This window comes from Occallatibacter sp. (genome assembly GCF_035317045.1).
Taxonomy (GTDB): Bacteria; Acidobacteriota; Terriglobia; order Terriglobales; family Acidobacteriaceae; genus Telmatobacter.
Genome location: NZ_DATHHT010000024.1, coordinates 79,974 through 100,897 on the forward strand (window position 1 = coordinate 79,974; position 20,924 = coordinate 100,897).

Consider the following 20,924-nt stretch of genomic DNA (forward strand, 5'->3'; position numbering starts at 1 on the left):
CTCCCTCAGCCCGCCCCGATTCCGGTAGTCTGTTGTCAGCACTCCCCTGTTCTACACGGCTGCCTACGGCGGCAAAACGAAGCCTCTTCAACCCCGAAAGGACCAGGCGTTGGCCGCCGCGGCGACACCCACATTCCACGACACGTGGCGACCCCGCGCCAACCCCTGGGCCATCGCCATCACCGTCACCCTCGCCACCTTCATGGAGGCGCTCGACACCTCCATCGCCAACGTTGCCATGCCCCACATCGGCGGCTCCCTAGGCGCCAGTCCCGAAGAAGCCACCTGGGTCCTCACCAGCTACCTCGTCGCCAACGCCATGGTTCTGCCCATCAGTGGCTGGATCGCCAACCGCATCGGCCGCAAGCGCTTCTACATGTCTTGCGTCTTCCTCTTCACCGTCGCGTCGTTGCTCTGCGGACTCGCCCCCACGCTTGGCATGCTCGTCTTCTTTCGCGTCCTGCAGGGCGCAGCCGGAGGCGGCCTCCAGCCAAGCGAGCAATCCATCCTCGCTGACACCTTCCCGCCTCAAAAACGCAGCATGGCTTTCGCCGTCTACGGGGTCGCAGTCGTCACCGCCCCCGTCCTTGGCCCCACCGTCGGCGGCTGGATCGTCGACAACTACACCTGGCGATGGATCTTCTTCCTCAACATCCCCGTCGGGATCATCTCGCTCTATCTTTCAAACCGCCTCGTCGAAGACCCGCCGTATCTTGCCGAAGTCCGCAAGCGCCGCGAGGGTATCGACTATTGGGGACTAGGCCTCCTCATCATCGCCATCGGCTCCATCCAGATCATGCTCGACAAGGGTCAGGAAGACGACTGGCTCAGTTCCCGCTTCATCGTCACTCTCCTCGTCACCGCCATCATCGGCCTCACGCTCTTCTTCTGGCGCGAACTTTCCATCCCCCATCCTGTACTCGACCTGCGCCTCTTCGCGCGCCGCAATGTCGGCATGACCCAACTCGTCATGTTCATGGTGGGCGTGGCCCTCTATTCGTCGACAGTTCTGATTCCGCAATTTCTGCAGGAGATCATGGGCTACTCTGCCCGACAGGCCGGCATGGCCGTCTCCTCTGGCGGACTTGTGCTCATGTTCCTCTTCCCCGTCGCCGGAGCCCTTGCGCCTAAATTTGATGCCCGCAAACTCGTCGCCATGGGCTTCGTCATCACCACTTTCGGCCTGTGGCGCATGACCACGATCAATCCGAACGTAAGCTTCGGCCAGGCCGTCAGCTGGCGCGTCTTCATCGCGCTCGGCCTGCCTTTCCTCTTCATTCCCATCAACACGCTCTGCTATGCAGGAATCCCGCAGGAAAAATACAACGAAGTCAGCGGACTCACCGCCCTCATGCGCAATCTCGGCGGCAGCGTCGGCATCAGCTTCATCACCACGCTGCTGGCGCGCCTAAGCCAGAAACATCTCGCCATGCTCGTGCCAAAGGCCGCATCGGGCAATCCACCGTATGACCGGATGCGTGCCGGCCTCACTGGTGCCTGGATGCAGCGCGGATCAGCGATGCCCGACGCCATGTACCACGCAGGCGCCCAAATCTACGGCATGGCCCAGATCCAGGCCCGCCTCCTCGCATACGTCGATGTCATCTGGGTCATGGTCGCCGTCACCACGATCCTCATCCCGCTCCCATTCCTGATGCAGCGCCCCAAGAAACTCCCCGCCGCCCCCATGGGCCACTAGAAGCTTCCAGGCCCGCGCCCCCCTCAAAATTCGCGCGCTCCCCACTCAAATTTGTCATCCTGAGCGGCCAACGGGAGTCGAAGGACCTGCAGTTGCTCTTTCCCCGCCGAGCACAATCTGGGTGCCCCAGGTCTGGATTTTCAGACCTGGGAAAGCTTCGAACCCAACATCGACACTTCACCTCGCACGTTCTTCCAGCAGCCGCAATATCTCCTGTTGCTGCAATTTCGCTTCCGGTAACCCTGTGCCACCTCGCCCAGTGTTCTGTTTAGCGAGGAGCACTGGCGTAGACCCGTTCTTGTTCGGCCCCGCAGGATCGGCGCCAAGATCGAGAAGAGTCCGCACCGCGGCCGCACAACGCGTCCTGACCGCCTTGTGAAGCGGCGATACCCCGCTCTTATCAAATACATTCGGATCGGCTCCTGCCTCAACGAGCCGGGTGATGGTTGCACTCTGCGCCGACGGATTCCAAATTAGCGAACCAGGAGACCCACACGAAGCCGCATGCAAAGCTTCTTGACCCCGTCGATTGCGCGCATGAACTTCCGCACCCGCCGCAAGAAGTTCGCTCACGATCTTTGTCTGATACGCTGCCGCTGCGATGTGCAAAGCAGTATCGCCCGCGTAGATATATCGCGCTATTTGGTCGAGGAATGGCTCTGACGACTGTCGCGTCGCCCCTGCCTGAAAGCTTGCTCGCGCCAACTGCGGCGTTGCCGCAAGAAGCCGCGCAGCACCTTCGGCATCCCCGGCGATGATGGCTTCGACCAACTGACGAAGTGCGAAATCGGATTTGACCATTCCAAAATGGCCTCTTCAAGAAAGTAAGCTTACACCGCTGGGTGCCCAGGTCTCGAAACTCCATGTCTGTGGCGATCATGCTGCCGCCCAGCAAAGCGTTATGCTGCCACCTGGGCTGGTCCTGGCAATTCGGGAACGGATCAATCCTGAGCGTGAGCTCTCAGCTACGCTTTTGTTGACTCCGAGTAACGTCCGAGTTGGCCACGACTCGGGAACGGTTCCGCGAGTCGATTCCCGATATAATTGCTTCGTCCGGACTCGAAGTCAAACGAAACGATGAGTATTCACGGATGAAGCTTCGCGACTTACCTTTCTGCGCTCTGCTGGTCCTCGTTGCATTGTTGATGCCCGTCCTCAACGCGCAAGACGGATTGCCTGGACTCGTGTCCCGAAGCACACAAGTGGGGCGCTCAACACCGGATTTCGGTCTCCCGATTGCCGCCGCTGACTTTGATAGCGATCAGAAAGCAGATGGGGCCATCCTCCTTGAGACCGGACGGCTGAACGGGATGCGATCGTTCCGGATCGAACTTCACTTGACGGCGGACCAGAACAAAGACATCACATTCTCCTCTGCCCAGGGCGGCCTCGCGATTTGGGCTCTCGACATCAATCATGACGGCGCGCCCGACATCGTTGTCGAGAATATTCTCACGCATCAATGTCTGCGGGTATACCTCAATGATGGGCACGGAACGTTTCACAAGGCGAGAATTGAAGACTACCCATCTTCGGATCCGGCACCCACAAGTTGGAAAACTCGGCTGACAGAGAACCTGCCCGCGTTTTGCTTCCCAAGCACGCGGGAGTTCGAGACTGCCATTCTGCAGCTGGTTCGTATGCTGGGTCAGGATGCTTGCGGGCGGCTGAGGATATGGCCCACATCGTATCTGGCCCCATCTGGAGCTCGAGATTCCAGCAGCTCCCGAGCGCCGCCGACCTTCCTTTTTCTATAAGCCCCATACGATTTAGCAGGCTCCAGAACGATCGGTGTCCATTTGATAACCCGTCACTGCAGCCGGATTGCCCACCTCTCCGTCAGAAACGGATTACGTGACGACCTGCATATGCATCCAGACATGAATGGTTTTTCCCTTGGCGACTTGACCCGCTCGCTCCTAGGCTTCGTACGCAGGAAGAACCGCGCACACGAAGCAAAACAATGGCCAGTTGTCGACGCAATCGTCTCGAGTTTCACTCTGGAACCGGATTTGCGCGGCATCCGTCCCGTTGTTCTCTATTCGTATGCATTGAATAATGCAACCTGGCACGGCTCTTGTATTGGATTCGCGATCAAAGAGCCGCTTCTCAAGAAACTGCATGCACATCTTAATGCTCAGCCGGCCATACGCGCCCGATACGATCCGACTGACTTGGGATTCAGTCTTGTGCTCAATCGAGACAACCCAGGGCTTCCCTTCAAGGTCGATCCCGATCCCCATTTGATGGTTATGATCGACTGACCGCCAAACAGGTAGTAACCCCAAAACAGGGTATGTCCGGGTTGGCCACCACCCACTCGGAACGAAATCCCAGCGTGAGTTTTCGATTCAAATTGGGGCTACACTAGTCGTAACATCACCGAGTTGCCCTTATGAATCCTCACTATCTGTGGCTGACAGAAGGACTGGAACTCTTGACGTTCTTCGTTATCGGGCCAGCATTCGCGATTGTCATCGCGTATAGAGCGTGGCGTGAAAAAGAACATACTTCCAACCCCAAGCGGTATGGAATGCAGTGCGTTGTGTCTGGCGGGGCTGCCCTTTTGTTGTTCGCGTTGGCGAAGTGGATAGATGCCGACGTAAGAACCCCTCAGTATTTTCTGCAACTGACATGCGTGTTGTTGAGCTTGCTCTCGTTTGGCGTGTGCATGGGGTGTTTCTTTTCCGTGTTGCTAAATCTGCGACGGTGGCACAACACCACACGACTGAACTAGTCAGGAAAGTCGAAGTGGGCATATCGCCGCCAAAGAGGAGAAAGTTGCACCATTTTTGGTTACGTCCGGTTGGCCCACAATCCGCTCATGACTCCAAAACAAACGGGGTTCAGCGTCGAAACCAACTCAGCGGATTCCACCAGTAGCGGGCATTTAGCCTCTCCACATGCCACCACCCGCTAAAGCAAGCTGAATAGCTCTTTCCTCGGATATCAAGAATGGAGACTTCACAGGTGTAGGGACTTTGAGTGGTTTCCTGAAGCGGACCGGGCCTGCTAGATTGCAGGTCATATTTCAATGTCAGCGTAGCGGACTGCACCAGCGAACGGTCCGATCCTGAACGTGCTACGAGGTCCCAGAACATCTTCGAGTACCGGCGCGGCAATTCGGAAATCGGATCGCAGAGTAAAGCGGCTGGTTGGCCCTTCTCTGTGATGAAGTCGATGGTGAGAGTATCTAACTCGGTTTGCCGTGCAAGCCTCAGAATGTGTCCCATCGAGTAATCATCGATAGAGTAGTTCATCAGACTGGTGAAGGAATCGCCGACATTGTGCGCGACACCCTTTAGGACTTTGAATCGTGGCATGTGATCAATGTGATCCTATCAGCCGAGGAATTAGGGGCGAGTCACCGTCTATGCGGAAGGTACTCGTTGATCAACAATCCCTCGGGTAGCCCCGGTCTCGCCTTCGAGACCTGGGAGACCAGGAACTCAATCGGCAAAAAAGGTAAATAGCAAGATGCTGCGCGCACCTGTCAAGCCCCGACTCTCGTCGAATCCCCTAAGTTCCTGATTCTCCATCGAAAATTCCTGCTCTTCTTTTGCAGGTAATTTCCGCCTAATTCGTTATGCTTGAACAAGCGAATCCGTGATGGCATTTTCTTCGGGGCCATTCTTCAATTACACGAGCTGCCAGTCGGCCCTAAGTCACTTGGTATCAAACCTCTACAGCCAAGCCCATTCGTTGGACCTCTTTACCGACACCCCCCGCTGTAACCCACCGAAAACAGAACACTTCTCGAGAGAGACGGGATAATAGGGGGTATGCCGCAACCGAAACGTTGCATATCGTGGGTCTCGCCGCTCAGCATGGACGACCCAGCCGGGTACCCCAGGTCTGGATTTTCAGACCTGGGAAAGCACGAATCTAATCAGGAAAGAGGTGGAACTCACACCGCCCCCAGCGCCTGCTCCAGATCCGCGATCAAATCATCCTTATCCTCAATGCCGATCGACAGCCGCACCAGCCCCTCGGTGATCCCTACCTTCGCGCGTTCCGCATCCGTGAGTGCGAAGTGTGTCGTCGTCGCCGAGTGCGAAGCCAGCGACTCCACTCCGCCCAGCGATTCCGCATTCAGAAACAGCTTCAGTGCACCGAGAAATCTCCCCGCCGCATCTCGCGACCCAAGATCGAAGCTCAGCATCGACCCGAACCCCCGTTGCTGCTTCTTTGCCAGCTCATGTTGCGGATGGCTCTTCAATCCGGGATACGCCAGTCTCTTCAGCTTCGGCTGCGTCGACAAGAACTCAGCCACCGCGCGGCCGTTCTCCTCGTGCTGCTTCATCCGCAACGGCAGCGTCTTGATGCCTCGCAGCACCAGGAAGCACTCAAACGGCGACATGATTCCGCCCGCAGCCTTCTGCACCAGCAGGAATTTATCCTTATGCTCCGGCTTCGATCCAATCAGCGCTCCGCCCAATCCATCCGAGTGACCATTCAGGAACTTCGTTGTCGAATGCATCACCACATCCGCGCCCAGTGCCAGCGGACTCTGCAGCGCCGGCGACATGAACGTGTTGTCCACGCTCACTTCCACGCCCTTGGCATGCGCAATCTCGCAAATTGCCGCAATATCCGTCAGCACCATCAGCGGATTGGTCGGCGTCTCGATGTGCATCAGCTTCGTATTCGCCTTGATCGCCGCCTTCACCGCATCCAGATCCGCCGTATCCACATATTGAATTTCAATTCCATAGTGCTGCACGATCAGGTTGAACAACCGCGCCGTTCCGCCATATACATTCGCTGAGACGATCACGTGATCGCCCGTACGCAATGTCGCCACAAGCGCGTAGATAGCTGCCATCCCGCTGGCAAATGCGTGCCCGCTTATTCCGCCCTCAAGCGCAGCCAGGGCAGTCTCCAGCCTTGCCCGCGTCGGGTTCCCGGCACGCGAATAGTCATACCCCCTGTCGCTGCCGATACCGGTCAGCTCAAACGTTGAAGAAAGATAAACCGGAACGTTGACGGCGCCGGTCAGGGGATCAGGATGCTGCCCCGCGTGCACGGCGAGAGTTGCGTATTTTTGTTCTGACATGATGTGCGCTTAGCTACTTGGCTCCTGCCTTCTAGCTTATCGCGACTGGCTCCGACCGTTCATTCCACGTCCCGGCGAAATCACTCTTAGATCCCGCCCTCAAATATCTTCTTCGACAAATACCTTTCCGCCGAGTCCGGAATGATCGTCGCCACGCTCTTCCCTGCACCCAGTTCCTTCGCCAGCGCCGCAGCAGCAAACACCGCAGCCCCGGAACTCGACCCGCCCACCAATCCCTCTTCCGCCGCGAGCCGTTTCACCATCGCGAACGCATCCTCATCGCTCACCATCACAACCCGATCGCACACATCGCGATGAAACGTCTCCGGAACGAAGTGAACACCGATGCCTTCCACGCGATGCTTGCCCGGCGCGCCACCCTGCAGAATCGAACCCTGCGTCTCCACCGCAATCGTTACCACCGCCGGATTCTTCTCCTTAAGGAACCGCGCAACGCCCGAGAATGTTCCCCCCGTCCCAACGCCGGCCACAAATCCATCCACGCGGCCTTCCATCTGCTCCCAGATCTCGGCGCCCGTCGTATCGTGGTGAAACTGCGGATTCGACTGGTTCGTAAACTGCCCTGCCATGAACGCACCTGGGATCGCATCCGCCGTCTTGTTCGCCTCGGCGATAGCTCCCGCCATGCCGTCAGCCTCCGGCGTACGCGTCACCTCCGCGCCAAATCCCCGCATCAGGATGCACTTCTCCTCCGCGAATCCCTCGGGCACAAACAGCTTCACCTTGTAGCCGCGATTCACGCCGATCAGCGCCAGTCCCACACCGGTATTTCCCGCCGTTGCCTCCACGATCGTGGATCCCTCGCGCAGCAGACCCTTTGCTTCGGCATCCAGAATCATTCCCAGCGCTGCACGGTCTTTGATGCTGCCCCCAGGATTCAGAAATTCAAGCTTCGCAAACACCGCGGCTGACTCGCTCGGCACAACTCTGCTGAGCTGAAGCATGGGCGTATGGCCAACCAGTTGGGTGATATCGGATGCAACGCGGACGGGCGAGGAGGTAGGGCTTTCGACTGCCATGGCAATTCAGTTTAGCCTACCGGCCTTAGCTATTTCTTCTGCGTCGCAGGCCGCTTGGCGACCCGCGTAGCCGGAAAATATCCCGTACGCGTGCGCACGGTCAGCTTGCCCATGCCCGAGGCTTCCGCCGACACTGACACGCGGCGGAATCCCGGCTCGGTCGACGCCTTCGAGGAGTGATAGCCGATCGTATACTGGCTCCGGATGTCGCGCGCCACTTCCGCGGCAATCTCATCCACTTGCTCCATCGATTTTGGAAAGAACGCAATTCCGCCCGTCTCGTTCGACAGCAGTTCCAGGGCGCGCCGCGCATGCCTTACCTCGGCGTGGCTCATCTCATCGCCAAACAACAACCCGATCGTATAGATAACCGGTCCTGAAAGCTCCTGGACGCGGCGGATGGTCTGATCCAGCGTCAACGTTGATGCGTTGTCCTCGCCGTCAGTGATCAGCACCAGCACCTGCTTCGGCCGCTTGGCATCCGCTACCAGCTTGTCCGCCGATGCAACCACGGCATCATAGAGCGCCGTGCCACCCCGCGATTCAATGTGGCTCAATCCATCGCGAAGCTTGTTCACCGTCGAGGTAAAGTCCTGGTCGATGTAGGCCTCGTCTGAGAAATTCACCACAAACGCTTCATCTTCCGGATTCGAGGCTTCCACCAGGTCCAATGCAGCCTTGTTCACCGCTGGGCGCTTCTTTGACATCGAGCCCGAATTGTCGACCACCAGGCCAATCGACACCGGGAGATCGGTATGCTGAAAGCTGATGATGTTCTGCTTTACTCCGTCTTCAAGAACCTGAAAGTTCTCTTGTTTCAGTGTCTGCACCAGTTGGGTGCCTTCCAGCACCGTGGCGTTCAGAACCACTTCCTCCACGTTGGTGTGCAGGACGTATCCTTCGCCGCCCTCCTTATGCAGAGGTGCGCCGTTCACATTCGGCGCCGGCTCGGCGTCCGGTGAACGTACCGGGTCCGTATCGACCGTCAGCGGAGGAGCTTGGGTCGGCGAAGAAGGGGCAGCCGGTTTTGGTGCCTGTTGGGCGCCCAGCGTGAGAGTCGAAATCAGGAAGAGTACTGCCAGGATTGCTTTATTGCAAGGGCGCATAATATCCGGTTCGAGCATGGACCGTGAGTGGAGGCAAACCCGAAGGCGGGCTTAGCTTCACCTTCACTTTACGCCACTTGCCGTCGCGAGAAATGTTCTTGGGCGTGTAGCCGATCACATATTGATTGCGCAGTTCCGTCGAAATCTTCTCCGCGATATCTCCCATTTCAGAAACGTCATCGACCCTGAAGAGTCGCCCGCCTGTTTCTTCGCAAAGATCGTTCAGCAGGATCGGTCCCGTGCGTTCCTCAGGTGTAGCAGCGTACGGATCGAAGATTCCGATCGAATAAATCTCCACGTCCGACTCCCGAACCTGTGAGCGGACCTCGCCTTCGGTGTACCTCGACCGGTTATCGCCGCCGTCCGACACCACCAGCAGCGCCTTCCGTTCGTGCTTGGCCTCTTTCATCTTGGCCACACCGTAGTAGATCGCATCCAGCAGCGCCGTCCGGTGGCCGCTGCGCACCGTCGCCAGCCGGGCCTGGATATCTTCCACCGAACTCGTGAAATCCTCAATCAGTTCGGGACGATCGTTGAATCCGATTACAAAGAATTCGTCCTCGGGATTGGCCGTCTTGATGAATTGCACAATGGACTCACGCGCGCGGACCAACTTCGACGTCATCGAACCGGAAAGGTCGAAAACAATCCCAATTGAAACCGGCGCATCTTCGCTGGCGAAGCTCTTGATTTTTTGCTCGCCATTGTTCTCGTACACTTGAAAGTCTTCCCGCTCCAGCCCGGTTACCAGTCGGTTCATGGGGTCGGTCACCGTGATCGGCACCAGCACCATGTCCACATTCATCTTGATCAGCGATCCCGGCCTCGTCTTTCCGGCTCCTGTCCCGGCTGGCGCATCTACACCCGCCGGTGCACCTGTTGCCGGGGCGCCTGCGGCAGGCGGCGGCACGTGTACTTTGTCCAGGGGATTGTCCTGCGCCTTGATCGTCCGAGCGCCAAAAACGGCAAGCGCAACCATGCAAATGGCCGCCATCCGCTGTCTGCGGAGCTGTCCGTCTGGTACCTCGAGCCATTTGAGGATTGGGTTCATGCGCTACCTGGGCTCGTACGTGGGCTCGTACATGGGATTGTTGGCGAGTTTAGCACGCTCGCCTCTTGCCTTGCGTTTCCCCAGGGATGCCCTTGTTTTCTTTGACGTTCCGCGACTGAAATCGGTGATCCCCACTGGGATACAATCGAGTCCAAGCGACAGTTTTGACGGCACTTCGGTGTCAAATCCTGCCGCACATATCCTGCCTTTTCTATAGGGAGCAAGACCTTCCGCATGGCGAGTATCTTTCCGTTCCGCGCATGGCGCTACAATCCGTCGGCTGTCCGGCTTGAAGACGTGGTCACACAGCCTTACGACAAGATTTCACCGGCCATGCAAGAGGCTTACTACCAGCGCAGCCCCTACAACCTGGTCCGCATTATTCTCGGGCTGCCTGAACTGTTTGATGCCGAGCGTGGTGAGAATGTCTATAGCCGCGCCGCCCGCGACTTCAAGGCATGGCGCGAGCAGTCGATCCTCGTTCAGGAGCGCGACCCTTGCATCTTCGCCTATGCCCAGCGCTTCCGCGTCCCCGGTTCCGACGAGATTAGGGAACGCCGCGGATTCATCGCCCTCGGCAAGCTCCACGAATATGCCGACCAGGTCGTTTTCCGCCACGAGCAGACCCTCTCCAAGCCCAAGAGCGACCGCCTCAACCTCCTCAAAGCGACCCACGCCCATTTCGGCCAGATCTTCATGCTCTACTCCGATCCCGCCGGCAGCGTCGAAAAGATTCTCTACGAGGGTGCCGGCCCCGCCGACGCCGAAGTCACCGATGAATACGGCGTACTCCATCGCGTCTGGCGCGTCAGCGATCCCGCCGTCATTCGCCTTCTCACCAGCACCATGGCCGACAAGAAGCTGATCATCGCTGACGGCCACCATCGCTACGAAACAGCACTGAATTACTCCAAAGACCACGCCGCCGCTGCGACGCGAACTGAGTACAACACCAACGAACTCCCGCAGCCTGCGTACCCTGAAGCCGCCGTCATGATGACCTTTGTCAACATGGACTCCGAAGGCCTCGTCATCCTTCCCACCCACCGCGTCGTCCATAGCCTGGCCGGCTTCGATCCCGCCGCCTTCGCGCGCTCTGCGGAGCAATTCTTCTCCGTCGAAAAACTTCCCGACGCGCCGGCTTCCGACCATATCGCCAACCTGCGTCAACAATCAGGAACCGCCTTCGTTGCCGTCACCCGCGCCGGCACATTCCTGCTGCGCTCCAAGCCCGCCGCCGCCTCGACCGCGCTCGCCGCACTGCCTGAGAATCAGCGTCAGCTCGACCTCAGCCACCTCCACACCATCATTCTCGACAAACTCCTCGGCCTCGACGCCGAGAAGGTCCGCGAGCAGACCAATCTCCGCTACCTCCGCGACGCCGCTGAAGCCGTAGAGCAGGTGTACCGCGGCGATGCCGACGTCACGTTCCTCACCAACCCGGTCACCATGGAGCAGCTCCGCGAAGTCGCCTTCGCCGGCTCCGTCATGCCCCAGAAATCCACCGACTTCTACCCCAAACTCCTGAGCGGCTTAACCATCTATGCGCTGGAGTAGACAGCTCCGACACTGGGTGCCCCCGGTCTGGATTCTCAGACCGGGGTGGGATTTCTCACTCACCGCCAGCCTCCTTTTCGCCCTCGCATTCGCTGTGCCCTGTGCTGGCCAAACGCCTCCCGCCCCCCGCTTCGTAGTCCTCCTCGATGCCGCCCATGGCGGCGACGACACCGGCGCCCATCTCGACAGCGGCCAACTCGAAAAATCCGTCAACCTCGCCCTCAATGTCCGCCTGCGCTCCCTGCTCGCCGCTCGCGGCATTCAGGTCGTCACCACGCGGGAGTCCGACGCATCGCTCGCCCTCGACCAGCGCGCGGCCTTTGCCAACCATGCCAACGCCGCCGTCTGCCTCAGCCTCCACGCCAGTGAAAGCGGTGCCGGCGTGCATCTCTTCACGTCTTCCCTCGCGCCCGCGCCACAGACACGCTTTCTCGCATGGAAGACCGCCCAGTCCCCGTGGATCACGCGCAGCCTCGCCCTTGCCGGCGCGCTCAATTCGGCGCTCACCCACGCCGGCGTCAACGTCACCCTCGGTCGCATTCCTCTGTCCGGCATTGAGAGCATGACCTGCCCCGCCCTTGCCGTTGAGGTCGCCCCTGAACGCAACTCAGACAAGAACATCACCACCGAGCCCGACAACCCCGATTACCAGGCCCGCGTTGCCGCCGCTCTCGCCGCCGCAATTCTCGAATGGCGCTCCGACCCCAACCGCACGGAGGCCCGCCAGCCGTGATCCCGCGCTATCAGAAGATCATCTTCGCCGTCCTCCTCCTCGCCTCGCTTGGCATGGGCGTCAAGCTCTGGCAACTCCGCGAGCGCGCCCACAAGCGCCTGCTCGCCGGCGAAACCACCGCCCCCACGCAGGCCCCCGAAGTCGCTCCCGCCGAACAGGCCACACTCGTCGCTGCCAACGACATGGACAACTCCTTGATCCCGCAGGTGCATTCCCTGCCGCTTCCCGCCGACCCTGGAGCCCGTGCCCGTGCCGTCCTGGGCAAACTGCTCGACCTTTACGCCTCGCCTAACTCCACCCACCCTGTCCCCGGCGGAGCAGCCTCCATCGCCCAGGTCTTTCTGTTGCCCATTCCCGGCGCCAAAGCCTCCAACACCGGCAATCAACTCGCCGTCGTCAACCTGACCGCCACCTTCGCCGCCAGCCATCCCTCCGGCCTCGAAACCGAATCCCTGACTGTCCTCTCCATCTGCGCCACCCTGCGCGCCAATCTCCCCAACGTCACTGAGGTCCGCTTTCTCGTAGACGGCCAACTCCGCCCCACCCTCGCCGGCCACGCCGACCTCACCCGCACCTACCTGACCGCCGACGCCTTACCGACGCAAGGAAACGCACCGTGACCGAATCCTCCTCCGTCCCCACCATCGGCGTCTTCGACTCCGGCTTCGGCGGACTCACCGTCCTGCGCGCCCTCATCGCCCTCGCCCCCCAGGCACACTACTCGTTCATCGGTGACACCGCGCGGCTCCCCTACGGCTCCAAGTCCCGCCGCACTATCGCCCGCTACGCCGCCCAAAGCGCGCGTTTCCTCGTCGAGGAAGAAGGCGCCGACTACCTCGTCATCGCCTGCAACACCGCCAGCGCCCTCGCCCTCGAAGACATTAGGGCAGCCGTCCCATCCTCCGTCTCGGTCATCGGCGTGATCGAACCCGGCGCTCAGGCCGCTCGCAGAGCTTCGAAAACGGGCGACGTCCTGGTTATCGCCACGGACGCCACTGTGCACAGCCATGCCTACGCCGCCGCTTGCCGAACCCAGGGCCTTCGCACCCTCGAAAAAGCCTGCCCGCTCCTTGTCCCCCTCGTCGAAGAAGGCTGGGTTACCCCCTCCACCCTCAACGAACCCCTCGCACCGCAAACCGCGTCCGCCCCTCCGCAGTTGGCCGTGACAGCCGAAGTCGTACGCATCTACCTCGAAGAACTCAGCACCGAAGCAGCGGCCGAGGGCTTGAATCCCGACACCCTCGTCCTCGGCTGCACCCACTACCCTCTCCTCAAGCCCATCATCGAGCGCGTCCTTCCTGCCGGGACCAAAATCATCGATTCCGCCCAATCCACCGCCAGCGAACTCGTCATGTATCTCTGTCGCGACCTCGGCGCCCCGCCCAAACCGGCTCCCACCGATCCGATCCTCCGCTTCTTCGCAACCGACTCCGTCGAGAAATTCGAGCGCCTGGGTTCTCGCTTCCTCGGCCGCCCCGTCGGAAACGTCCAACTCGTAGACCTCGGCGGCTGAGCAAGTCCCATCCAGTGCATTTTCAGCCGCACCGCCTTGATATCCTGAATCGGGCCTGGATTCACCGTTCCCCACGACGTGTCATCCTGAGCGGAACTGGGGCCGCGTCGCACCATGCGATGGGGTAAGTGAAGCGAAGGATCTGCTCTTCGCGCAACCAGCACCAGAAAATCGCATGTAACGGAGGACGAACACAAGCATGATCAATCTGGCAGGCAAAACGGCCGTGGTCTTCGGGCTGGCCAACAAGCGTTCGATCGCCTGGGGCATCGCCCAGAAACTCCACGCAGCCGGCGCCACCCTGGCCATCTGCTACCAGAATGAGCGCATGAAGCTCGAAGCCGAAGACCTCATCAAGGAACTTCCCGGCGCCTCCGGCTTCCAGTGCGACGTCTCCTCCGACAGCGAGATCGATACCCTATTCGCCACTCTCAAAGAAAAGTACTCCAAGCTCGACATCCTCGTGCACGCAGTGGCTTTTGCCCCCGCTGCCGATATGCACGCCGAATTCATCAACACCAGCCGCGACGGCTTCCGCATAGCCATGGACGTCAGCGTCTACTCGCTCATCGCCGTCAGCCGCGGCGCCACGCCTCTCATGACCGACGGCGGCAGCATCATGACCCTCAGTTATTACGCCGCCGAAAAAGTCGTTCCCAACTACAACGTGATGGCCATCGCCAAGGCCGGACTCGAATCCACCGTCCGCTACCTCGCCTGGAATCTGGGATCAAAGAACATCCGCGTCAACGGCATCTCCGCCGGGCCCATCAAGACACTTGCTGCCCGTGGCGTCGGTGACCTCAGCGTAATGATGAAAGCCCACGCCGACCGCGCCCCGCTCCATCGTAACGTCGATCAGCTCGAAGTCGGCGGCCTTGCTCTGTTCCTCGCCAGCGACCTCTCCAGCGCCATCACCGGCGAAATCACCTACGTAGACTGCGGCTACAACATCATGGGCTTCTGAATCATTTCCCGGCGATTCGTTTCGTATCAAAAAACTCAAAGCGCAGTTGCCATCAACTCCGGGCGTAGCCGTCATCAACTCCAAGCGCGACTGTTACCCCGAACTCCAGGCTCGGTTGTCATCCCGACCGAAGTGGAGGGACCTGCAGTTGTTTCTGGGCACTTCCTCCGCCCCGAGACCGAAACTCCAAAATTCCTCCGCTGGACCCGTCTGCCGCTGCCATCTCAATCGAGCGAAGATCGTGTATTTGCACTTCTGAAGAATAGAATCCCCTGCATGAGACAGTGCGCAGCAAACCTTAGGCGTCCAGGTGTTTTTATCGTATTGATGCTGCTGGTTCGGATTGGAGCCCAGCCACAGCAAGCCGCTCCGCGCGTGGAACAGCAGCCGGCGGTCAAGAGTTCCGAAGGGCCGCTGTTCACCGTCAAGATGTCATTCTCCGACAAGGCCAAAACGAAGCTCACTGAAAAGTCAGAGACAGTTATCGTAGCCGCATACTTCACTGGAAGCCCAAGAAAGGGCGCTCCAAAACGGTTTGTGGACAACACGGGACAGGTTGGGCTGGGTCAAGCCAAACGCGAAGTCGCTCCAGGCGAGGACGCGACCTTCGCTGAGTTCAAGCTGCAGCAGGATGCTCTCAAACAAATCGATGAACAGGGTCCATCACTGTTGATCAACGTTTATTCAGGACGCAAATCCTCTAAGGACAACCTGCTCGATTGCGGCATTTACGAGGGGACTCTGAAAGCAGTTCAGGGGAAAAGCATTCCCATCGCATGCAAGCTCATCGGAGAGTGACCCGAAGCGGACAGGCACACCTACTGCGAGGTATGCAACGTCAGTTGAACCGTTGCGATCGGGTAGTAACTGAAGCACCGCGCATCACGAGTTCTATGCCTTCAACTTCGGCGATGCCATCGTCGCCACTTGGCTCGCTAATGAAAATGCTAACGGCCGCAGCAGGTAGAGAAGAGCCACAAGGAACATCACCTCGTTCCCCTCGGCAAACGCCCACATTCCACCCGAAGCGTTCTGCAGATCAATGATCTGCGCTGTCGAAACCCCCGTTGTGGCGGACTCATACCGGATCATCAGGTTGCGCTGAAGCACCATCGCCTCGTACGCCAGCACCCACACGATCACGAACGTACAAACTTCGTATCCGACGCGCACATAGCCATTCATACCGTGCACAAACCGCGCGTACCGGTCTGTCACTAACGGGGCCCTGTCGCTCAGCATCGCCAGCACGGCGAACCCGAACGGCCCCAGCACCGCCATCAACAGCCACAGGAGCGATCGCTTCTTTGAACGGATCACCACAAGACATGCCAGTATCCACAACACCGCCGCACCCGCAGCGGATCCCAGAAAAATCAGAATCTTCAGCGTACTGAGGATCTGGAAGTTACGTGCGTAATTCGAATGGCCTGCCGCAATCTCGGGGTCAATCAGATTCGACAGCATTCCCCCCAGCACCAAAGCCAGGGGAATCAGCAGGAGAAAAGCGAATGCCAGGACCGATTGTTTCTTCATCATCCCCACCGTTCGGGAACCTCGGTTGATTTACTCTACACTTGTTTCTCAGCCTGCCGGCTGCCCATCCTTGACTAAGTCAAGGGGGGAAAGCAAGGACTCCACATCTGCGTTACATTCTCAGAATCTCGTCCCATACCCCCTCCTCCACCGGCAATCCAAGCCGCCGATTCTCCTCGCGCAGCCGCACCGTATTCTCGCCCGGATACCGCACCGTCTTCCCTTCCACAACAGGCCGCGAGTGTTGCACCGACTCCACCACCTCGTCTGCAATCTGAGCCATCCGCGCCGCATCGCCAAATCCCCGCGGATCGATTGCCACAAACATCTGCGACAATCCCGTCTCCCTGAGCGGATCGTTCGCAATCGCATGCGTCGCATTCCCTAGCGACGTCATCGCCGCCACCATATCCAGCACCATCGCGAGTCCCGATCCCTTCCAGAAACCAACGGGCAGCAGCCGCTGCGACTTCTCAATCGCTCCCGGATCGCGCGTCAGCTTTCCCTCGGCGTCAAATCCACCATCTACCGGCAGCAACTCCCCGCGCTTGCGATAACCCTCCAGCGCTCCATACGAAAACTGCGACATCGCCATATCCAGCACGACGTGCCCCTTCGCGCGCGGCACCGCCACCACCAGCGGATTGTTCCCGATGGCCGGCTCAACTCCGCCCCACGGCGGCACATTCGGCAGCGTGTTCGTCCAGCACATCCCAATTACGCCTGCCTGCGCCGCCTGCCATCCGTATGTCCCGCCGCGCATCCAGTGGTTCGTGTTGGCCATCGCTACGCAGCCGATCCCATGCTCGCTGCTCAGCGCAATCGCCCGCGCCATCGCCGCCCATGCATTCAAATTTCCCGGCCCGCGCTGTCCATCCCACTGCTCCATCGCGCCGAAACGCGCGACCACACGCGGCTCTGCATTTCGATCGACGCTTCCATTCCGAATCGTCGCGACAAATCGCCCGAACCGGTTCACGCCGTGTGAATACACCCCGTCACGCGTAGTCTCCGCAAACAGCCGCGCACACTTCAGCGCGCGCTCCTCGCTGAACCCCAGCCCGCGCAACACCTCCGCAAGCCGCATCTGAACTTCATCAAATGGAATTCTTAACATGGCGACAATCTGGGTGCCCCAGGTCTCGCGTTTGAGACCTGGGTTTTTTTCGCTTTGTTCAGCGTGGATCACGATCTTTGGGTGCCCCATCCATGGGACGTTCTTCAGTCCCATGGGTGGGAAAGCACGAACCCCAATTCGGCTCACTTGTGATAATTCGGATACGCCGGCTTCCGCACTTCCAGCTGTGGCGTCTTCCCCAACTCCTCCATCGCCAGCGAAACCGCCTTCTCCAACTGCGGATCGTGCCCTTCACTCACGGCCTTTGGATCCTGCTCCACTGCGTAATCCGGCTCGACTCCATGATTCTCCACGTCCCACTCGCCCTTCGGCGAAAAGAACGCCACACTCGGCGACGTCACGTGTCCGCCATCCATCAGCACCGGGATGGCAGAGATGCCCACCAGGCCGCCCCACGTCCTCTTGCCCACAAGCGAACCGAGCTTCGCCTGCTTGAACAACCACGGCAGCGCATCGCCGCCCGATCCTGAGAATTCATTCGCGATCATTACCTTCGGCCCATAGATGCCCGCATTCGGCGTGTGCTCGACCTTGCCATACCGCGGCGCCCAGTACGACTCGATGTGCCGCCCCAGCACTTCAATAAAGTAATCGGCCACCTGCCCGCCGCCGTTGAACCGCTCGTCGATCACCGCTCCCTGCTTGTTCATCTGCGCAAAGTAGTAGCGATTGAAATTCGTAAACCCGCCCGCGCCCGTATCCGGCAGATACACATAAGCGAGTTTGCCGCCCGAGAGCTGATCCACTTTCTTCTGGTTGCCCTCAATCCAGTCGACATTCCGCAGTGCCGCTTCGCTAGCAATCGGAGTCACCGAAATATCGCGCGGCTTTCCATCTTCTCCCGCGATGCGAATGCTGATCACCTTACCAGCGGTTCCCTCAAGCGGCTGCTGGATATCCATATCCGCCGTCAGTTCCTGCCCATTGATATCGAGAATGCAGTCGCTCACCTTCACATTCAGCCCCGGCTGCGCCAGCGGCCCCTTCTCCCGCGGATTGAACTCACCGCCCGTGTAGATCTTTGCGATGCAGTAGCGATTGTTCTTGATCTCGTAGTCCGCTCCCAGCAAGCCGCCCGGCACATGCGCCGCGTCTGGAATGTGCCCACCATTCCCGCGCAGATGTCCCACCGAGAATGCACTCAGCATCTCCTGGAAGATGTAGTTCAAATCCGCGCGCGATGCGATCGACTCCACGTAAGGCTCGTACTTCTTCTCATCTGCCACTGTGTTCGTCCCATGGAAATTCGAATCGTAGAAAAACGCGCGCTCGATTCGCCAAACCTCGTGATACATCTGCGCCCATTCGGCATGAGGCTCCACGCGCATCTTTACATCCGCAAACGACAACGCGCCCTCCCCCGCTTTCACCGGGGCATTGGCCGGCACAATCACCCATGTGGGCTTCGGTCCGCCTCCCGGAGGCGGCTCACCACCATCCGGCCGCGAATGCCCAAGCGACAGCAGCATCTTCTCGCCATTCGCCGAAAGTTCGAACTTCTCAACATGCTCCGCAAGCTTCTCAGTCTTGCGATCTTCCGCCGTCCAGCGGCTCAGCGTCGCGCCACGATCTCCAAACCTGCCCGACTCCGGCCTCTCGGTGAAGTAGATACTTCCCTTGAGCCCGCCCGTCACGCTCTCGTAGACACTCGTGGGCAGCGGCAATGCCACAATCCGCTGTTCGATGCCATCCAGATCCACCTTCACCGGCTTGGCTGGAGGCTTGGCATGCGCCTTCTCGTCGCCGCTGCTTTCCTTCGCATCAGCGCCCTTGTCGTCGCTCTTCTTGCCCTCTGCCTTTTCTTCTGCAGGAGTCTTCTCGTCATCCATCTCAGGCGCAATCGGCGACGCCGTATCCACCGCCAATGTCAGCGCATAGATGTTCGACGTCACCTGATAGAGATCGCTCGTCATGTCGAGCCCGTCCGACGTCGCGCCCTCATTCGTGCTCGTGATGAAGAAGAGATACTTCCCGTCGCGATCAAACGCCGGCTCGCGCGAGTCGCCCATCTCGCTCGTTACCTGAGTCGACTGCCCCGAATCCACCGAGTACAGGAAGATCGCATGCAAGTGGTTTTCCATCGACCGCGGATATGCAATCCACTTCGAGTCCGGCGACCACGCAAAGTCAAACGTGCTGCTCGAAAATCCTCCATACGCATCCTTGTCGTTGATCACTGTCAGCTTGCCTGTCGTCGTATCGAGTAGGTATGTCTTCAGCCGATTGTCATAAAACACAATCCTCTTAGAATCCGGCGACCACTTTGCGTCGAAGTAGTACGCCGGCTCAGTCGCAAGCGCAAATTTCTTCACCGCCGGAGCTCCCGCCACCGCATCGCCTGTCTGCGGCGCCACGTGCAACTGATACAGCCCAGACTCATCTGAGAAGTACGCAATCGACTGTCCATCCGGAGACCACGCCGGTTCCCTCTCCATCGCTCCCGGCGTGTGCGTGATATCCCGCGTGGGCCCATGCTTCGCTGCCACAGTGAAGATGTCACCATGCGCTTCAATCGCAGCGCGCACGCCAGTCGGCGAAATTGCGGCATTCTCCAGCTCATCGCCCACACCCTCGATCCGCGCTCGCACCTCCGGCAAATCCGCATCGATCTCGATCGGCACCAGCTTGCTCGTTCCCGCCTTGGTGTCGTAGAGATAAATCTCGCCCAACCGGTCGTACACCAGCGTGTCGCCCTCGCCGTGCATCGAACGAATATCCGGCCCGTCATTCACCAGAGCCTGCGTCACAGCCTTCGACGCCGAATCGTACTTGTAAATCGTCGCCTTGCCCTTGCGCGCCGAAAGAAAGAAAATCATCCCACCTGCATACACCGGCGAAAAGTCAGACGAAGTCTCGTGTGGAATCTCTACAGACTCCAACCCCGGCAGCGTCGTGATCCAAATCGTGCTCGCGCGCCCGCCGTGATAGTTTCCCCACGACACATACGACATGTAGTCGAATCCATAGGCAACCGGCAGCGGCGAATACGCAATCTCTTTCCCATCCGGCGAAAACTGACCCTGGTATGCCATGGGCAATGGCAGCGGTTTCGCAATTCCGCCCTTGACCGGCACTTCATAGAGCTGCGTATAGCGACTTTGCGAAATCCGCGTCGAGCGAAACACGATGTTCTTCCCATCCGCCGTCCACGCCACCGCAAAATCCGCCGCGGGATGATACGTCACGCGAAAAGGAATGCCGCCCTCTGCAGGAATCGTAAACACATCCGTGTTCCCGTCGTAGTCGCCGGTAAACGCAATCATGCTGCCGTCGGGTGAGAACACCGGATCGGTCTCGATGCCAACGCCCGTCGTAAGCCGCCGAGCGACACCACCCGCGCGCGGCACCGTCCACAGATCTCCTGCGTATCCAAACGCAATCAGATCCTTGCTCAACGCGGGATGCTGAAAGATATGTGGTTTCGTGGCCGCGCGTGTTCCGGCCGGTTCAACAACGACTCCAATTGCAATCAGGAAAACAGCAAGGCAAGCTGTCAAAGGCAGGCGCAACGCACGCATCAGGATCCTC

The 20,924-nt window shown here is 59.3% G+C and carries 18 protein-coding genes; 8 read left to right on the top strand and 10 right to left on the bottom strand.

From position 1 onward, the window contains the following. Positions 1-109: 109 nt before the first annotated feature. Positions 110-1,699, top strand: a complete 1,590-nt coding sequence (locus VK574_RS11210) for a DHA2 family efflux MFS transporter permease subunit (protein ID WP_472799940.1) — start codon at positions 110-112, stop codon at positions 1,697-1,699. 177 nt (positions 1,700-1,876) lie between these two features. Here VK574_RS11210 and VK574_RS11215 read toward each other — a convergent pair whose 3' ends face one another. Then, the gene (locus tag VK574_RS11215; RefSeq protein WP_472799941.1) at positions 1,877-2,500 is read right to left on the bottom strand and encodes an ankyrin repeat domain-containing protein; all 624 of its coding nucleotides are present in this window, start codon (positions 2,498-2,500) and stop codon (positions 1,877-1,879) included. 410 nt (positions 2,501-2,910) lie between these two features. After that, on the bottom strand, positions 2,911-3,159 hold the full coding sequence (locus VK574_RS11220) for a hypothetical protein (RefSeq protein ID WP_472799942.1): 249 nt from the start codon (positions 3,157-3,159) through the stop codon (positions 2,911-2,913). A gap of 339 nt (positions 3,160-3,498) precedes the next feature. On the opposite strand from VK574_RS11220, the gene VK574_RS11225 reads away from it, so the two are divergent. Next, entirely contained in the window at positions 3,499-3,963 is a 465-nt protein-coding gene (locus VK574_RS11225) for a hypothetical protein (RefSeq protein WP_472799943.1), read from the top strand. A 582-nt stretch (positions 3,964-4,545) separates the two neighbouring features. On the opposite strand, the gene VK574_RS11230 is transcribed toward VK574_RS11225, so the two are convergent. The 5 genes from VK574_RS11230 to VK574_RS11250 form a co-directional block, all read right to left on the bottom strand. Next, the gene (locus tag VK574_RS11230; protein ID WP_472799944.1) at positions 4,546-5,022 is read right to left on the bottom strand and encodes a hypothetical protein; all 477 of its coding nucleotides are present in this window, start codon (positions 5,020-5,022) and stop codon (positions 4,546-4,548) included. 584 nt (positions 5,023-5,606) lie between these two features. After that, on the bottom strand, positions 5,607-6,755 hold the full coding sequence (locus VK574_RS11235) for a trans-sulfuration enzyme family protein (RefSeq protein ID WP_472799945.1): 1,149 nt from the start codon (positions 6,753-6,755) through the stop codon (positions 5,607-5,609). A gap of 86 nt (positions 6,756-6,841) precedes the next feature. Next, complete coding sequence (gene cysK / locus VK574_RS11240) at positions 6,842-7,795, bottom strand: cysteine synthase A (RefSeq protein ID WP_472799946.1); 954 nt, start codon at positions 7,793-7,795, stop codon at positions 6,842-6,844. A gap of 29 nt (positions 7,796-7,824) precedes the next feature. After that, entirely contained in the window at positions 7,825-8,901 is a 1,077-nt protein-coding gene (locus tag VK574_RS11245) for a VWA domain-containing protein (RefSeq protein ID WP_472799947.1), read from the bottom strand. Then, positions 8,885-9,952 carry a VWA domain-containing protein gene (locus VK574_RS11250; RefSeq protein WP_472799948.1) on the bottom strand — a complete coding sequence of 356 codons (1,068 nt, stop codon included), beginning with the start codon at positions 9,950-9,952 and terminating at the stop codon, positions 8,885-8,887. The genes VK574_RS11245 and VK574_RS11250 overlap by 17 nt, the downstream gene beginning before the upstream one ends. 234 nt (positions 9,953-10,186) lie before the next feature. Between VK574_RS11250 and VK574_RS11255 the strand changes: the two genes are divergently transcribed. The 6 genes from VK574_RS11255 to VK574_RS11280 all read left to right on the top strand — a co-directional run bounded on the left by VK574_RS11255 (position 10,187) and on the right by VK574_RS11280 (position 15,520). After that, positions 10,187-11,509, top strand: a complete 1,323-nt coding sequence (locus VK574_RS11255; protein ID WP_472799949.1) for a DUF1015 domain-containing protein — start codon at positions 10,187-10,189, stop codon at positions 11,507-11,509. Further along, positions 11,496-12,242, top strand: coding sequence for an N-acetylmuramoyl-L-alanine amidase family protein (locus VK574_RS11260; protein ID WP_472799950.1), 747 nt, complete (start codon positions 11,496-11,498; stop codon positions 12,240-12,242). The genes VK574_RS11255 and VK574_RS11260 overlap by 14 nt, the downstream gene beginning before the upstream one ends. Further along, positions 12,239-12,862: a GerMN domain-containing protein gene (locus VK574_RS11265; protein WP_472799951.1), complete on the top strand. Its 624-nt coding sequence runs from the start codon at positions 12,239-12,241 to the stop codon at positions 12,860-12,862. Before VK574_RS11260 ends, VK574_RS11265 begins: the two co-directional genes overlap by 4 nt. Continuing rightward, a complete protein-coding gene (locus VK574_RS11270) occupies positions 12,859-13,755 on the top strand; it encodes a glutamate racemase (RefSeq protein ID WP_472799952.1) in 897 nt (298 codons plus the stop codon). Before VK574_RS11265 ends, VK574_RS11270 begins: the two co-directional genes overlap by 4 nt. 199 nt (positions 13,756-13,954) lie before the next feature. Beyond that, the gene (locus VK574_RS11275) at positions 13,955-14,722 is read left to right on the top strand and encodes an enoyl-ACP reductase FabI (RefSeq protein WP_472799953.1); all 768 of its coding nucleotides are present in this window, start codon (positions 13,955-13,957) and stop codon (positions 14,720-14,722) included. A 327-nt stretch (positions 14,723-15,049) separates the two neighbouring features. Next, positions 15,050-15,520, top strand: coding sequence for a hypothetical protein (locus VK574_RS11280; protein WP_472799954.1), 471 nt, complete (start codon positions 15,050-15,052; stop codon positions 15,518-15,520). A gap of 93 nt (positions 15,521-15,613) precedes the next feature. Here the strand turns inward: VK574_RS11280 and VK574_RS11285 are convergent, their stop codons facing one another. From VK574_RS11285 to VK574_RS11295, 3 genes are all read right to left on the bottom strand, one after another. Beyond that, positions 15,614-16,261 carry a hypothetical protein gene (locus VK574_RS11285; RefSeq protein ID WP_472799955.1) on the bottom strand — a complete coding sequence of 216 codons (648 nt, stop codon included), beginning with the start codon at positions 16,259-16,261 and terminating at the stop codon, positions 15,614-15,616. Between the two features lie 109 nt (positions 16,262-16,370). Further along, the gene (gene yiaK, locus VK574_RS11290; RefSeq protein WP_472799956.1) at positions 16,371-17,465 is read right to left on the bottom strand and encodes a 3-dehydro-L-gulonate 2-dehydrogenase; all 1,095 of its coding nucleotides are present in this window, start codon (positions 17,463-17,465) and stop codon (positions 16,371-16,373) included. Positions 17,466-17,518: 53 nt separating this feature from the next. After that, positions 17,519-20,914, bottom strand: coding sequence for a S41 family peptidase (locus VK574_RS11295; protein ID WP_472799957.1), 3,396 nt, complete (start codon positions 20,912-20,914; stop codon positions 17,519-17,521). Between the last annotated feature and the right edge of the window lie 10 nt (positions 20,915-20,924).